Genomic DNA, 15,408 nt, shown 5'->3' with positions numbered 1-15,408 from the left:
ATATGATATAAATACGCATCATTTTATGCACGGACTGGCTGGGGGCGAATAAGTGCTCAAGGCCGATCCCTGCCGATCATTCCAGATGACATCGTTATGGTGTTATATGTTCAGTTATTTAAGGTAATCCGGTGAATATACAGGCCCTTCTCTCAGAAAAAGTTTGCCAGGCACTCGTTGCCGCAGGTGCCCCCTCAGACAGCGAAGCACAGCTTCGTCAGTCTGCCAAAGCACAATTTGGTGACTATCAGGCCAACGGCGTGATGTCCGTCGCTAAAACATTGGCAATGCCACCACGACAACTGGCGGAAAAGGTTGTGGCGCTGTTGGATCTTGCAGGCATTGCCTCTAAAGTCGAGATTGCCGGTCCGGGTTTTATCAATATTTTCCTGGATAAAACCTTTGTTGCCGCCCACGCTGACGCGGCACTGGCAGATGCCAAACTGGGGATCGCCCCGGTTGAACCACAAACTATCGTCATTGACTACTCCGCGCCTAACGTGGCCAAAGAGATGCACGTTGGCCATGTGCGCTCAACAATTATTGGCGATGCCGCCGCCCGTACCAATGAACTGCTAGGCCATAAAGTGATCCGCGCCAACCACGTGGGTGACTGGGGTACACAGTTCGGGATGCTGATTGCCTATCTCGAAAAAGTACAAAACGAAAGCGCAGGCGAAATGAAACTCTCCGACCTGGAAGAGTTTTATCGCGCCGCCAAGAAAAACTATGACGAAGACGAAGAGTTTGCCCTGCGCGCACGCGCGTATGTGGTGAAACTTCAGGGCGGCGATGACTACTGTCTGCAAATGTGGCGCAAGCTGGTGGATGTCACCATGGCGCAAAACCAGATCACCTACGACCGTCTGAATGTCACCCTGACCCGCGATGACGTTATGGGTGAAAGCCTGTATAACAGCATGCTGCCGGGCATTGTCGCCGATCTGCAAGCCAAGGGGCTGGCGGTTGACAGTGAAGGGGCCGTGGTTGTCTATCTTGACGAGTACAAGACGAAAGACGGCGATCCTATGGGGGTGATTATCCGTAAAAAGGATGGTGGTTACCTGTATACCACCACCGATATCGCCTGTGCCAAATACCGCTATGAAACTCTCGGTGCCGACCGCGTTCTCTATTACATCGACTCGCGTCAGCATCAGCATCTGATGCAGGCCTGGACTATCGTGCGTAAAGCCGGTTATGTACCCGACTCCGTGGCGCTGGAACACCACGCCTTCGGCATGATGCTGGGCAAAGATGGCAAGCCGTTCAAAACCCGTGCCGGTGGCACCATCAAGCTGGCCGATCTGCTTGATGAAGCGCTGGTGCGCGCCCGTGAACTGATTATGTCTAAAAGCCCGGAACTGCCGGAAGATGAGCTTAACAAGTTGATTAATGCCGTCGGTATTGGCGCAATCAAATACGCCGATCTGTCGAAAAGCCGTACCACCGACTATATCTTCGACTGGGATAATATGCTGGCCTTTGAAGGCAATACTGCGCCTTACATGCAATATGCCTATACCCGCGTGGCTTCTATCTTTAAACGCGCCGATATTGATGTTGCCAGTCTGACTGAGCCGATGGTGCTGTCCGAAGATCGCGAAGCGGCGCTGGCTACACGTCTGCTGCAATTTGAAGAAGTACTGACCAGCGTGGCGCGCGAAGGGACACCCCATATGATGTGTGCTTATCTCTACGACGTAGCCGGGTTGTTCTCAAGTTTCTATGAGCACTGCCCGATCCTTAACGCCGAAGACGCCACCACGCGTAACAGCCGTTTGAAACTGGCATTGCTGACGCAAAGAACGCTGAAAACCGGCCTTGATACCCTGGGTATTGAAACCGTAGAACGTATGTAACCTCTCTCCTGCCGCTATGCCCCTTGTGGCCTGGCGGCATTTTTTTGCCCACGCACTAGTTCACCACCTTATCTGGCCACTGTGATCGAACCACCGCCAATCTCCCCTGACTTATCAGTAGCGCATCTTATTGCCGCCGACAAAAAGTGACAGCGTCACTTGTTTCCAATCCCCCCATATCGCCTGGCAAAAAAAAAGGCCGCTAATAAGCGACCTCAGACTGCTGACAAAGTCCTTTATTAGGGAGAGTACACCGTTGGGGTCGTAGCGGGCTTGCCCGCCGGAGCGCCCCTAGGTGTGCTATGCCCGGGTATCTCGATCATCAAGACGACTTTGTCATCAAACTCAGGCCGCTAATAAGCGACCTGTAAGAGGGTTTTGGCATTCTTAACTGCGGGCGTAATCTTTAAGTTTAAAACCCAGCAGACCGAGCGCGGCAAAGTAGACCACCACACCCACCACCACCACAGCAGCCAGACGCAGTAAGCGCATGGTCATATTGCCCACATCCCAGGCAGGCATCACATAAAGCATGCCGACTAACGCTACCGACATGGCGACTACCGCCACGACCAGACGGATAAGAAAACTGCGCCAGCCGGCCTGTGGCTGAAAGATATCCTGTTTACGCAACTGCCAGTAAAGCAACGAGGCATTCAGGCAAGCGGCAAGCCCGATGGATAATGACAGTCCGGCATGTTTCAGTGGGCCGATAAAGGCCAGGTTCATCACCTGGGTCATAATCAGCGTAATAATGGCGATTTTGACCGGCGTTTTAATATCCTGGCGGGAGTAAAAACCCGGGGCCAGCACTTTTACCACAATCAGCCCCATCAACCCGACAGAATAGGCCACCAGCGCACGTTGCGTCATCGACGCATCAAAGGCATTGAACTTGCCATACTGGAACAGGGCAACGGTCAGTGGTTTGGCAAGGATCCCTAGTGCCACCGAACTCGGCAGGGCCAGCAAAAAGCACAGACGAAGCCCCCAGTCCATCAGACGGTTATATTCCTGGTGGTTACCGCTGGAGAAGCTGCGCGCTAGCGAAGGCAGCAGGATGGTGCCCAGCGCCACGCCGAGCACACCGGAAGGAAACTCCATCAGACGGTCAGCGTAATACATCCAGGACACCGAACCCGACACCAGAAACGAAGCAAAGATGGTATTGATAATCAGCGATATCTGGCTGACAGAGACGCCGAGGATCGCCGGCCCCATCTGCCGCATTACCCGCCAGACGCCCGCATCTTTCAGATTCAGCCGCGGTAAAACCAGCATGCCGATTTTTCTCAAATGAGGCAATTGATAGCCGAGTTGCAATACTCCCCCTGCCACCACGGCCCAGGCCAACGCCATAACTGGCGGATGAAAATAGGGAGCGGCAAATAGCGCAAACAGGATCATGCTGACGTTAAGAAAGGTCGGTGCAAACGCCGGAATGGAAAAACGGTTCCAGGTGTTAAGGATCGCCCCGGCCAACGACGCCAGGGAAATTAATAAAATATACGGGAAAGTAACGCGCAACAAGGCGCTGGTCAGGGCAAACTTGTCCGGGGTATCGGCAAATCCCGGCGCAGTAATATAGATCACCCAGGGTGCGGCCAGCATACCGGCTACCGTCACCAAGGCCAGAACCAGGGTTAGCAAACCGGAAACATAGGCAACAAAAGTGCGAGTTGCTTCTTCACCCTGCTGGCTTTTATACTCGGCAAGGATCGGCACAAACGCCTGTGAAAATGCCCCTTCGGCAAAAATACGCCGCAGCAGGTTCGGCAGCTTAAAAGCAACGAAAAATGCATCGGTAACCATACCAGCGCCAAAAACCCTGGCAACTATGGCATCGCGAGCAAAACCCAATACCCGCGAAAACATCGTCATGGAGCTGACGGCAGCTAAAGACTTCAATAGATTCATGTGACTTTTTCTTATGACCGGAAAACCCCGAGTAGCAGGCACCGGCAAGGTTTATAACCACCGTTGGGGCAAAGCCTGGCTTCACTGCAACGGGTATGGATAGTAGGGCTGACCCCTGGAATGACCGCTATAGTCTACGTATCAAAAACACAATAGCTACAGGCAGTTGTTATATATTGTTTCTTGCCTGGCGTATTTACTGTGCCGTCAGCAGCCGGGCAATAAATCGCTGCGCGAGGATCGCCTGCTCCCCGCTGGTTTCAGGTGCGGTCTGATTACTGACACAATCAATAAAATGGCTGATTGCCCCCTCAAAACCACGCTGTGCCAGAGTGGTTTGCCAGCCGGGAACCGGGAGTTCGCTAAGGCTACCTCCCTGCTCCTGCTGCCATTGGCGCATTTCGCTAACCTGATACCAGGCCCCCATATCCACCGCCTGCACCACTTCGCGCTGCGTACCGGCGCGACGATGCATGGCGGTGGTGACCCGCGTCTGGCCACAGGCAAACTGATGCTCGGCATAGACCAGTTGCTGCTGTTCGTTGCAGTCAATTTGGCCGTCAATCAGTTTGGCCTGGCCATTGGCCAGCCACAGGGCGGTATCAACTACGTGCAAATAATCATCCAGCAGCGTAAATCCCACGGTCTGTGGTCCTATGCTGTCACTACGATGTTTGTCCATGCGGATTGACGACGGCGCGCTCAGGCTCTGCTTTAGTTGACGATACAGTGGTGCAAAACGCCGGTTAAACCCTACCATCAGCATTTTCCCACGCCGTTCGGCTAGCTCCAGCAGTTGCTCGGCCAGCTCCAGATTGGCGGCCAGCGGTTTATCGACATAAACATGCACCCCGGCGTTCAATAACTGACTGACCACCGCAAAGTGTGACTCGGTGCTGCTATGCACAAATACCGCATCACAGGCGTTGGCCAGGGCATCAAGCTGCGCAAAACAGGGGAAGCGATAGCTATCGCAGATCACCTGCGCCCGCGGCTGATTGGGGGAAAACCCGCCGCTAAGTGTCCACGCTTTTGCCTGACTGAGCACCGGCAGATAGGCTTTTTGCGCAATGCCGCCCAGCCCCACCACGCCAATCCGAAGTTTTCTCATTTTGCTTTCCTTAATCGGCCAGCCTGGCCAGCAGATGGTCGAGACGCTGTTTCAGCTCCGCCACTTCCGTTTCCAGTACGCTGACTCGCGCAACCAGTTCATCGTCGGTGGCCTGGCGCAGGCCGCCGCCAGTCAGGGACACCTCTTCGTCATCCGCCACGTCACTGACTTCGCCACTAAACAGGTGCATATGGCGGCTTTCTCGTTTGCCAGGTTCGCGGGCCAGGCGGACACAAAAAGGGCCGTCTTCACGCGTAGCCAGGGTTTGTAAGGTATTTTCAACCTCCGACACATCACTAAAATCATGCAGCCGATTGCTGCGGGTGCGCAGTTCGCCCGGGGTTTGTGCGCCGCGTAACAGTAGCGTGGTGATCACCGCAACTTCTTCGGCGGAGAATTTGAGATTGCCAAATTCCGAATTACAAAAACGGTGCTCATACTTCATGGTACGGCTGCCGCTAACGGAACGAATAAGGTGTTTACGCAGCAGCAAGTCAAGGGTCTGCTGCACCTCGCTCTCGCTCAACTCCATGACCGGCTCGCGATTGGTCTTTTGATTGCAGGCGGTGGTCAGGCTATTGAGGCTAAGAGGATATTGTTCTGGCGTGGTGAGCTGTTTTTCCAGCATACAGCCGATCACTCGCGCCTCTTTGTCACTAAATAGATATTTCATCATCATCCTCTTTACACTTAACGCGGTGGCAGCCACTGAGGGTCAGTCAATGCCATCAAAACGTGGTCCTGCCATTTACCGTCAATCAACAGATAATCTTTGGCATAACCTTCGCGTTCAAATCCCAGACGCTCCAGCAGATTGCCGCTACGATGATTGTGGGGCATATAGTTGGCCATAATGCGGTGTATTCGCTGCTGACGCTGCATATAACGGATCAATGTCTGCAATGCTTCATACATTAACCCTTGCCCCTGCCACTGCTGCCCAAGGGAATAACCCAGGAAACAGGCATGGAAGGAGCCGCGGAGAACATTACTGAAATTGGCCACCCCGCGGATATGATTTTCATCAGGATCGAGCAAAACAAAATAGTAGGCGGTGCCCTGTTTCTGCATTTCGTTAATCAGACCGAGGCGTGCCTGCCAGCCGGAAGGATAACAATGACTTTCATCCCGGATAGGTTCCCAGGGTTTTAAAAAGGCGCGGTTTTCTGCATAGTATTCCGCAAGTCGATGGGAGTCGCGTTCATAAACCAGTCGCAACACCATACGATCCGAAGTTAGCCGCACTTTTGGTGCCGCCGAACGATAGCCAAACATCCCTTCTCTCCTGATTATATAGGGCTCGATAAGAACATTTTGTAGGAACCGACGTGGCGTGTTCCGATGCTGCGATACTTTCGCCACCGCCCTTTACTGCATGATAATCGAGGCGCGCATATTGTGTTAAAGACAGCATGCGTGTCACCGCAGAATCTTTCATAGATATATCTTATGTTTTCAGCGGTGGCGCATTGATTCTGCCAGCCTAAACGCATCTTTACGATAAAAAAATATTATCTATAGCGCCCTATCTAATTAATGGTTTCCGGTGCAGACTAGGTAAGCTTCTTTTATCTGCTAGCATCGTTGGAATGGATGCCTGTTAATTGCTCAGGGTGACGCATGTCTCTGGTATCGCAAGCGCGTAGCTTGGGAAAATATTTTGTTCTGCTCGACAATGCCTTGGTGGTACTCGGCTTTTTTGTGGTCTTTCCGCTGATCTCCATTCGCTTTGTTGATCAACTCGGTTGGGCCGCTATGGCCGTCGGGCTGGCATTGGGTCTGCGTCAACTGACGCAACAGGGACTGGGGATTTTTGGCGGTGCCATTGCCGATCGTTTTGGTGCCAAACCGATGATCGTTACCGGCATGCTGTTACGTGCGGCAGGATTTGCGGTGATGGCGCTGGCCGATAGCCCGTGGATCCTGGTGTGTTCCTGCATTTTATCCGGGCTCGGCGGTACACTGTTTGACCCGCCGCGTACGGCGCTGGTGATTAAACTGACCCGTCCCCATGAACGCAGTCGTTTCTACTCGCTGTTGATGATGCAAGACAGCGCAGGTGCGGTGATTGGCGCGCTGATTGGTAGCTGGCTGCTGCAATATAACTTCCATTATGTCTGCTGGGTTGGCGCCGGAATTTTTATTCTTGCCGCTGGCTGTAATGCCTTTTTCCTTCCTGCTTACCGTATCTCCACCACGCGCACCCCGATGGCTGAAGGCATGATGCGGGTAATGCGTGACAAACGCTTTATCAGCTATGTGCTCACCCTGACCGGCTATTACATGCTTACCGTCCAGGTAATGTTAATGTTGCCGATTGCGGTCAATGATATGGCCGGTACGCCAACAGCGGTAAAATGGATGTACGCCATTGAGGCGGCGCTATCGCTGACGCTGCTCTATCCTGTTGCTCGCTGGAGTGAAAAGCGCTTCAGTCTGGAACAGCGCCTGATGTGTGGCCTGCTGATTATGACCCTCAGCCTGCTGCCGGTGGGATTGGTTCATGGACTTAATCCGCTGCTGTTACTGATCGGTTTTTTCTACATAGGTTCAATTATTGCCGAACCGGCGCGAGAAACCCTGAGTGCTTCGCTGGCTGATGCCCGGGCGCGCGGCAGCTATATGGGATTTAGCCGTTTGGGCCTGGCGCTGGGCGGCGTGATTGGCTATACCGGCGGCGGCTGGATGTATGACACCGGGCGTGCGCTGCAACTACCTGAACTGCCTTGGTTTTTATTAGGCATTGTCGGGCTGATCACCCTCACCGGCCTTTACTGGCAATTTCATCTACGTCGCATCGAACCGGCAATGCTTGGGGGCAGCTAACCGTCTTCGTCTCCTGCCGGTTTGATCTCGTCCCCCTTGTTGACCATACTCAGAGACAGAAACTTGTCTGGTAAACGACAAGTTTTACGGCGAAATATTCTTCCCTTCTCACTCTGGCCGATATTAAAGGAGCGACGTATCATGAAGTTATTCGTTTATGAACACTGTCCCTACTGCGTAAAAGCCCGCATGATCTTTGGATTAAAAAATCTGCCAATCGAAGTTAACGCCCTGCTTAATGATGATGAAATCACCCCGCAGTCAATGGTCGGTAAAAAAGTGGTGCCGATCCTGCAAAAGGCCGACGGTAGCTGTATGCCGGAAAGTATGGATATCGTGCACTATATCGATAATTCTGACCGTAAACCGTTGCTGAACGGGCCGACCAATCCGGCGATTACTGCCTGGCTGCGTCAGGTTGCCGAGTACACCGCCAAACTATTGCTGCCCCGTTTTGCCCGCGCGCCCTTGGGAGAGTTTGCCACCGCGCAGGCCCGCGAGCATTTTACCGCCAACAAGCAGGCGCAGATCGGTGATTTTCAAGACCATCTGCAACACTCCGACGGTCTGGTAAAAAAAATCAGTCAAGATCTGCGCGCTCTCGACAAATTGATTAAACAACCCAACGCCTGTAACGGCGAGCTATCGCTCGATGATATCCACCTGTTCCCGCTACTGCGTTCGTTATCCATCGTCAAGGGGGTCGATTATCCGCCCCGGGTGCAGGCTTACCGCGACAATATGGCCAAACAGACACAAATCAATCTGTTGACCAGCATGGCCAGTTGATCTGCTATTTCTCGAGGCCGCATAAAAGTGCGGCCCTTATTCCTTGCCTACCCGTGACTTTTGCCAATCAGCGTTGTCTGATTGGCAATTGCCGTCGTCTGTTGCATAACAGTAGCTGATTGACACTTTTTGGCAAAAAAATGCCATTACATTGAAAGTATTCCGTTTAAAATCCGGGCATAGTAGTCGGCGCGGCGAATTGTCGTCGTTTTATCTGCTGGATTTCGCTGCCGTGAATGAATCACGCGTTCAGCGTTTATATCGATCCTTTGACAACTTTAAGAGGAAGTCATGAGAAAGCTATTTTTGGGGGCCGCTGCCCTGATCTTTACCGGCCTGCTTGCCGGCTGTAATCATTTGACGCAATACACGCTCAGTGAGCAGGAGGTCAATGATTACCTGAAAAAACACGACAACTTCCAGCAACAGCTGGGCGTTCCCGGGCTGGTTGACGCCCGCCTGACCCTGAGCAACCTGAGCAGCCAGATTGGCCGTGCGGAACCGGGCAAGGTCACGCTGACAGGAGATGCCGATATCGATGTCACCTCCTTATTTGGCCCGCAAAAGGCCAATATGACGGTAACGCTGAAAGCGACACCAAGCTTCGACAAAACCCAGGGCGCCATTTTCCTCAAAGATATGGAAGTGGTGGATTACACCGTCAAACCGGACAAAATGCAGTCGATTATGAAAGGTTTAATGCCTTATCTTAACCAGTCGCTCAAGTCCTATTTTGACCAGAAACCGGCCTATGTGCTGGATGGCGAACGCAGCAAGGCGCAGGCCATGGCCAAGAAACTGGCAAAAGGACTGGAAGTACAACCCGGCAAGCTGGTGATCCCATTTACCGATTAACTTATTGGCTGCAATAGCGCATAAAAGCAAAACCCCTGGGCCAGCGTTGGCGACAGGGGTTTTTTATTTAGCGCAAAACAACTTATTGTTCGTCTTCTTCGCTGTCTTCAATATCTTCCGGCAGCGACTCTTCCAGCTCATCACGCATGACCGTCAAGGCTTCACGGCTGATTTCGCATAAGGTCCGGTAGAAGCCGCTGGTGGCGTGGGCTTCAACTTTGCCGAGAAACTTGCCGCACCACGGCAACAGGTACTCGTCAAACAGCGTTATTTGCGCTGCCACTTCATCTTCCTGCGACTGATCTTCCAGCCAGGACGCCGCCAGCAGCAGAGAACCAAAGTGGTCCGCCGGTGCTTCACTTACCGGCATCCCCCGTTGGGAGAGGAAAGTCCGTACTTCCAGCTCGGACTCACCGCTGACATAACTGCTGCGAAACGGCGAAACGGCACAAGCGCTACCGACAAACAGATGATTAAACTCGGCAGCGAGCGCCTGCGGATCGGCGCTCTCCTGTAAACGCAGCAGCAAGGCATCTTGCTCCAGCGGCCAGTGCTCACGCAGTTTGCCCTGTTGGATCAGCGCAAACAGCGGCACCAACAGCGGATCCTGCGGCTGGCGATAAAACAGCGTGCCCAGCACGCGACAGACAATCGAAAATTCATTCATTATTAAAACCCGAGTAAGGAGCAAAGCAATATTGGCGCGACAATGTCATAGTTCGCTAAATTCTGCAATTGCCGCGCGGCCACGCTGCTGCAAAAAACGCAGAAAGCGTTGGGGACTGACATTAAGAATGCGCTCAGGCGGGAATCCCACCTCTTGCAGTATGCGTTCACAATGCTCAAAGCCGCCCATCGCGTAGGCAATATGCGAGTCCGAGCCCAGTGCCAGCCAACCGCCTGCTTCTTTTACAGCCGCGACAATAGCGCGACAGTTTGCCTCGCTGCCCACCCGCGAATGGGTAAAGGAGGAGTTATTTAACTCGAGGGCCACCTGATATTTTGCGGCCGCGGCGGCAACTGCCGGGATATCGACAGGATATCTCGGGTTGCCGGGATGGCTGATAATATGCACCTCGCCAGCGGCCATGGCGGCAATCATCGCCTCGGTATGAGTCTCTTTATCCACCGGCGGCATTACCGGTTCGTGAAAACCGGCAATCACAAAGTCCACCGCCGTTAACATTGGGCCGGTACAGTCGATATCCCCCTGACGATTTTTGATATTGGCTTCGATACTACGCAAAATACCCACACCATTGATCACTCTTGGCCAGACCGACATATTCATAAAATGCCAGTAGTGCGGAGCATCCGCCATATCCGGACCGTGATCGGTAATGGCAAATAGGCGGATCCCCTTCTGCTGAGCCTCGGCAATATAGTCGTGCAGCGTGCTATAAGCGTGGGTGCTGGCAACGGTGTGCATATGTAAATCGACCGGAAACATAACCTCTCCTGAATAAATGTGGCCGTCACGGCGCAACTGCGGACGGCGTTAAAAGCTTAGCAGATGAAACGGCCGATCCCGGGAGGCAAATTAATACCCCCGCGTGCGATCGACCCGCCCACTCGGTGCTCGCCCTGCCTCAATCGCCTGGATATTGGCGACAATGCTGTCCATGGCTTCTGCAGGCAGGGTATCGGCAGCGATATGTGGGGTGATGCTAACACGCGGATGTGACCAAAATGGGTGCATGCGTGGCATGGGTTCTTCCACAAACACATCCAGCGTGGCAGCAGCGAGCTGGCCGCTGTCTAATGCCGATAGCAGGTCGCCGTCGACCAGATGTCTGCCACGTCCCGGATTGATTAGATACGCCTGCGGCTGTAGCCAGGCAAATAGCCGACTATTGAGGATCCCCTGGGTATGCGGGGTATTAGGCAGCAGATTAATCAACAGTTTGCATCCTTGCGCAAAGGTTGGCAGTTGCTCGTCACCATAGAAGCTGTCGACGCCGTTGAGGTTTTTGGCGCTGCGACTCCAGCAACGAACCTTAAAGTTCATCGCCACCAGCTGTTGCGCGACGGCGCTACCCAGCACACCGGCACCGAGTATACCGATAGTAAAGTCATCCCGTTGATGCACCGGCAACGGACGCCATTGCTTTTGCTGCTGAAGCAGCTGGTATTCATCCATACGGCGAAAATAACGCAATACGCTGGCCAGGGCATATTCCTGCATCTGTAACGCCATACCGGTATCTTCCAGGCGGAACAAGGGGACACCAGCAGGCAAGGTGCCGGGCTGGCGCTGTTCCTGGGTCAGAATGGCATCAACGCCAGCCCCGAGTACAAAGATGCCTTTGAGTGTAGTGCGGGAGGCAAGCATTTCATGAGGAGGGTGCCAGACCAACGCATAGTCGGCAGGTTGGTTATCCCCTCTTAGCCAGAGGCGGACGTTGGCCGTGGGCAGCCGTTGGCTGATGCCGTCAATCCACGGTGTAGCATTACCTGTAGGGTGATAAAATAGGATGTTCATGTTCGATATCTCCTTAGGCCTGTTAGATTTCCTCTAAAATCACTGCGATGCAACCTTTCAATGGCATCGCCTCATAAAAAAGGCCCCAGCAAGCAAAACCGCGAGACGGAATTTCGGGCGACAACCCACATAGACAAAGGGCGTGCCGGGTCTGTAGTTATTAACAAGCCATGTGATGACGCCCGGTTAAAAATCGCAGGATCCAGCGAAGGGATCTCTACTATTTTGCTCGGTAAATCAGCAAATTGCTTTAATTTTCGCTAAACGGAGCGATAGTGAGAAAAGAGTGTTGACGCTGGACGCAGATTTCCCTACATTAGCGCCGATTGAGCAGCACAGCGTGTCTGCTTAATCATATGGTGAGGTGTCTGAGTGGCTGAAGGAGCACGCCTGGAAAGTGTGTATACGCTAACGCGTATCGAGGGTTCGAACCCCTCCCTCACCGCCATATTTATGCCAAGGGCCCTGATGAAAATCAGGGCCCTTTGTGTTTTCTGCGGCGGGTAAAATGGCACAATTTTGCCGGACTGCTACCCGCCGGTACCTGCACTGTAACGCTATTTCTCGCCATAAACGGGCAATAAATCAGCAAACTGCCGAATGCGTAGTCAGCCGACGGCGATTTGCGAAATAATTCTTGACCGTCAAGGGTTGTCTCCCTATAGTAGCGCCCCGTTGCACTGCTTAGCAGCGTAACGACACGGTGAGGTGTCTGAGTGGCTGAAGGAGCACGCCTGGAAAGTGTGTATACGCTAACGCGTATCGAGGGTTCGAACCCCTCTCTCACCGCCAAATTAAACAAGAAGGCCCTGATGAAAATCAGGGCCTTCTTGTTTTGTGGTCATCGCTGCTGATTGTCATTCTGCCAACCGCGCAACAACTCGCTGTTCCCCGCATAAAATGGCGAGCTGCTAATATTTTAAACTAAATATTCTCTCTGCCTGTTCTTTATTATAGGTTAATGACAGCACTTCAGGTAATTGATTGCTTCCTCTGCCCTCCAGCCAGTCATCAATATCCTGCTGCAGTTTAATCAGTCGTGTAAATAATGCGGGCTTGGGATAGTCGTTACTGTTAAGTATCTTAGCCAACCCGGCCATATTCAGCTCGCAGCGGGACTCCTCGGTAATAATCATTGTTTGCATGGCCACGGAGAAAGCGGCGATATGGCTAATTCCGGAAAAATCGCTGTGACGGACTGCGGCATTTATTGCCATGTCGCCATTTCGCTCGCAAAATTCACGCAACCTGCGGATGCTGCATAATGTGTCATAATCAAAGCATTGGGTCTGCAACAGGCAAGATGCTGCAGCATGCGGTGCAACTTCCTTTTTCACTCCCGGGTTTTGCTCTTGCGCTTCCCTGATCATCACATTGGCTTGCACGTCAAATAGCTCATAGACCGCTTTTTTAAACGCAGCTACATTGGTTGTATTAAGTTCTACTTCCAGCTTAGAACGCAGCCTTTCCATTAAATCGGATACCGAAAAAATAGGCGCTTCGCCTTCACTGGCAAGATCGGGAGTAACTTTACTTTCCTTAATCGGCGCACTGTCAAAATAGTATGGCTGACTGGCATTACTGCTATTAATATGCATAATGTTTTATCAAATTAATTTAAGTCTTAAATAAGTGACTATTTTCCGCTCTCCGTGAGACAGCAAAAAATCCGTATAAGCAATGGACTAAATTTAGGATTTTCTTTTAAATAAACCCGCGACAATGCCGAAGATAATAAGCGAATAGTCGACTATAAGTTTTCGGTTTTCTGCTTTTTCTTCTGTTTTTAAGCATAAAAAAAGGCGACATCGCTGTCGCCTTGTTAGTTAGCGTATTAAGCCTTTTTTATTTGCTGGTATCCAGCGGCGGAAAGCTTTTTACCAGGTCATCAATGGCTTTAATCTGCATCAGGAAAGGTTCCAGCTTATCGAGTGGCAATGCGGAAGGACCGTCGCATTTGGCATGGGCAGGATCTTCATGCGCTTCGATAAACAACCCGGCAATGCCCACCGCCATCCCGGCACGTGCCAGCTCGGCAACCTGCGCACGACGACCGCCAGAAGCGGCACCAAACGGGTCACGCGTCTGCAGCGCATGGGTAACGTCAAAAATCACCGGATGGCCATTGGTGGCGTTAATCATGACGTTCATACCCAGCATATCGACAACCAGGTTGTCATAACCAAAGTTGCTGCCGCGATCGCACAGAATAACCTGATCGTTACCGCCTTCTTTAAACTTATCGACGATATTGCCCATTTGTCCCGGGCTGACAAACTGCGGTTTTTTCACGTTAATGACCGCACCGGTCTTGGCCATGGCTTCCACCAGGTCGGTCTGACGCGCCAGGAAAGCAGGTAACTGAATAACGTCAACCACGTCGGCCACCGGCTGCGCCTGCCAGCTCTCATGCACGTCAGTGATAATTTTCACCCCAAAGGCCGCTTTCAGATCCTGGAAGATTTTCATGCCTTCATCCAGGCCCGGACCACGATAAGAGTGAATCGAAGAGCGGTTGGCTTTATCAAAAGAGGCTTTAAAAACATAAGGAATGCCAAGTTTGTCAGTGACTTTAACGTAGTGTTCGCAAACACGCATTGCCATATCACGTGATTCCAGCACATTCATGCCGCCAAATAACACAAACGGCAAATCGTTTGCTACGTTAATGTCCTTAATGCTCACCACTTTATGTTTCATGCTTTGGCCTTAATCAGTAAAAATACATAAGATAGATTGTCCAACCCTGAACATCCTTAGTGCAAGGTGATCTGTTTTTGTTCAATAGAATGAATTTGAACTTTGATCACCTCAGAAATAGGATCTTCCGGGCATTGCTCAACGAAGTAACTGAGGTCGGAAATCGCCACGTGGTTACAGTCCAGTTGCGCATATATCAAACCGCGATCGCGGATTTCATAGGGATCATCAGGGTCAAACTCCAGCACCGCTTCACTGGTAGAAAGCGCCAGCTCCATCTGTTTTTCTTCCATCAGTGCCGCTTTCAGCGTATCGAGCATCTTGCGGATAATCATGGTGTGATCGGCTTCTTCCAGATCTTCATCTTCGATCTCGGCGCTAACGCCAAGATTGCCTCTTAGCCACACCTGCAAGACGTGCTCACTGAGGGTGTCACCGTTAAGCGGATTCACCAGCCACATCTCTTCATCAAGCCAGTCGGCGCGCAAAATCAGCTGGGTGGGGAAGATAACCGGCATCAGGGGCAGGTCCAGGGCGTGGGCGATATGCAAAAAGATCACCCCTAATGACACCGGCGTCCCCTGACGGGAAGCCAGAACCTTATCAATCCAGATGGCATCTGACAGGCGATAAACTCCCCCCGCCCCGCCAAATCCCCAGGTGCGGTAAAATAGCTCGATCAGAACTTCAAGCTGCTGATCCTGATTGATATCTGCGGGCACTTTGCTTCTGGCTTCATCCACCAGAGCCTGCAACTGTCGGCTGACGTCGTCAGCCTTAAAATCAAAGCGGATTTCCTGAGTCACCAGAATGACACCGGCGCTCAGCGGCGCTGCATTAAATTCAAAATCGGCAATGGTATTCAT

General features: G+C 52.2%; 15 protein-coding genes and 2 tRNA genes. 6 read left to right on the top strand and 11 right to left on the bottom strand.

The features are described 5' to 3' along the window. Positions 1-131: 131 nt before the first annotated feature. Positions 132-1,862 (top strand): arginine--tRNA ligase, encoded by a 1,731-nt coding sequence (gene argS, locus GW590_RS07405; RefSeq protein WP_169402370.1) that lies wholly within the window; start codon positions 132-134, stop codon positions 1,860-1,862. A gap of 387 nt (positions 1,863-2,249) precedes the next feature. On the opposite strand, the gene murJ is transcribed toward argS, so the two are convergent. The 4 genes from murJ to rimJ all read right to left on the bottom strand — a co-directional run bounded on the left by murJ (position 2,250) and on the right by rimJ (position 6,165). Further along, positions 2,250-3,779, bottom strand: coding sequence for a murein biosynthesis integral membrane protein MurJ (gene murJ, locus GW590_RS07400; protein WP_169402369.1), 1,530 nt, complete (start codon positions 3,777-3,779; stop codon positions 2,250-2,252). 196 nt (positions 3,780-3,975) lie between these two features. After that, positions 3,976-4,890: a Gfo/Idh/MocA family protein gene (locus GW590_RS07395; protein WP_169402368.1), complete on the bottom strand. Its 915-nt coding sequence runs from the start codon at positions 4,888-4,890 to the stop codon at positions 3,976-3,978. A 10-nt stretch (positions 4,891-4,900) separates the two neighbouring features. After that, on the bottom strand, positions 4,901-5,563 hold the full coding sequence (locus GW590_RS07390; RefSeq protein ID WP_169402367.1) for a DUF480 domain-containing protein: 663 nt from the start codon (positions 5,561-5,563) through the stop codon (positions 4,901-4,903). Between the two features lie 17 nt (positions 5,564-5,580). Next, positions 5,581-6,165 (bottom strand): ribosomal protein S5-alanine N-acetyltransferase, encoded by a 585-nt coding sequence (rimJ, locus tag GW590_RS07385; protein ID WP_169402366.1) that lies wholly within the window; start codon positions 6,163-6,165, stop codon positions 5,581-5,583. 345 nt (positions 6,166-6,510) lie between these two features. On the opposite strand from rimJ, the gene mdtH reads away from it, so the two are divergent. Continuing rightward, complete coding sequence (gene mdtH / locus GW590_RS07380; RefSeq protein ID WP_169402365.1) at positions 6,511-7,716, top strand: multidrug efflux MFS transporter MdtH; 1,206 nt, start codon at positions 6,511-6,513, stop codon at positions 7,714-7,716. On the opposite strand, the gene GW590_RS07375 is transcribed toward mdtH, so the two are convergent. After that, complete coding sequence (locus tag GW590_RS07375) at positions 7,713-7,859, bottom strand: hypothetical protein (protein ID WP_169402364.1); 147 nt, start codon at positions 7,857-7,859, stop codon at positions 7,713-7,715. The genes mdtH and GW590_RS07375 overlap by 4 nt on opposite strands. On the opposite strand from GW590_RS07375, the gene grxB reads away from it, so the two are divergent. Continuing rightward, positions 7,858-8,505, top strand: a complete 648-nt coding sequence (gene grxB / locus GW590_RS07370; protein WP_169402363.1) for a glutaredoxin 2 — start codon at positions 7,858-7,860, stop codon at positions 8,503-8,505. The genes GW590_RS07375 and grxB overlap by 2 nt on opposite strands. A gap of 291 nt (positions 8,506-8,796) precedes the next feature. Then, positions 8,797-9,360 (top strand): lipoprotein, encoded by a 564-nt coding sequence (locus GW590_RS07365; protein ID WP_169402362.1) that lies wholly within the window; start codon positions 8,797-8,799, stop codon positions 9,358-9,360. Between the two features lie 82 nt (positions 9,361-9,442). On the opposite strand, the gene GW590_RS07360 is transcribed toward GW590_RS07365, so the two are convergent. The 3 genes from GW590_RS07360 to ghrA all read right to left on the bottom strand — a co-directional run bounded on the left by GW590_RS07360 (position 9,443) and on the right by ghrA (position 11,842). After that, entirely contained in the window at positions 9,443-10,027 is a 585-nt protein-coding gene (locus GW590_RS07360) for a TorD/DmsD family molecular chaperone (RefSeq protein ID WP_169402361.1), read from the bottom strand. A gap of 45 nt (positions 10,028-10,072) precedes the next feature. Then, the gene (locus tag GW590_RS07355; protein ID WP_169402360.1) at positions 10,073-10,810 is read right to left on the bottom strand and encodes a phosphatase; all 738 of its coding nucleotides are present in this window, start codon (positions 10,808-10,810) and stop codon (positions 10,073-10,075) included. A gap of 90 nt (positions 10,811-10,900) precedes the next feature. Then, positions 10,901-11,842, bottom strand: coding sequence for a glyoxylate/hydroxypyruvate reductase GhrA (gene ghrA, locus GW590_RS07350; protein WP_169402359.1), 942 nt, complete (start codon positions 11,840-11,842; stop codon positions 10,901-10,903). Between the two features lie 358 nt (positions 11,843-12,200). Between ghrA and GW590_RS07345 the strand changes: the two genes are divergently transcribed. Continuing rightward, positions 12,201-12,290, top strand: a tRNA-Ser gene (locus tag GW590_RS07345). Positions 12,291-12,544: 254 nt separating this feature from the next. After that, positions 12,545-12,634 (top strand) — tRNA-Ser (locus GW590_RS07340). 119 nt (positions 12,635-12,753) lie between these two features. On the opposite strand, the gene GW590_RS07335 is transcribed toward GW590_RS07340, so the two are convergent. From GW590_RS07335 to sirB1, 3 genes are all read right to left on the bottom strand, one after another. After that, complete coding sequence (locus tag GW590_RS07335; RefSeq protein WP_169402358.1) at positions 12,754-13,440, bottom strand: hypothetical protein; 687 nt, start codon at positions 13,438-13,440, stop codon at positions 12,754-12,756. A gap of 247 nt (positions 13,441-13,687) precedes the next feature. Next, complete coding sequence (kdsA, locus tag GW590_RS07330) at positions 13,688-14,542, bottom strand: 3-deoxy-8-phosphooctulonate synthase (protein WP_169402357.1); 855 nt, start codon at positions 14,540-14,542, stop codon at positions 13,688-13,690. Positions 14,543-14,598: 56 nt separating this feature from the next. Beyond that, entirely contained in the window at positions 14,599-15,408 is an 810-nt protein-coding gene (sirB1, locus tag GW590_RS07325) for an invasion regulator SirB1 (protein WP_169402356.1), read from the bottom strand.

This window comes from Rouxiella aceris, assembly GCF_012933545.1.
GTDB lineage: Bacteria > Pseudomonadota > Gammaproteobacteria > Enterobacterales > Enterobacteriaceae > Rouxiella > Rouxiella aceris.
Note: the sequence above shows the minus strand (reverse complement) of the source record. Positions and strands in the feature narration are given on the sequence as shown.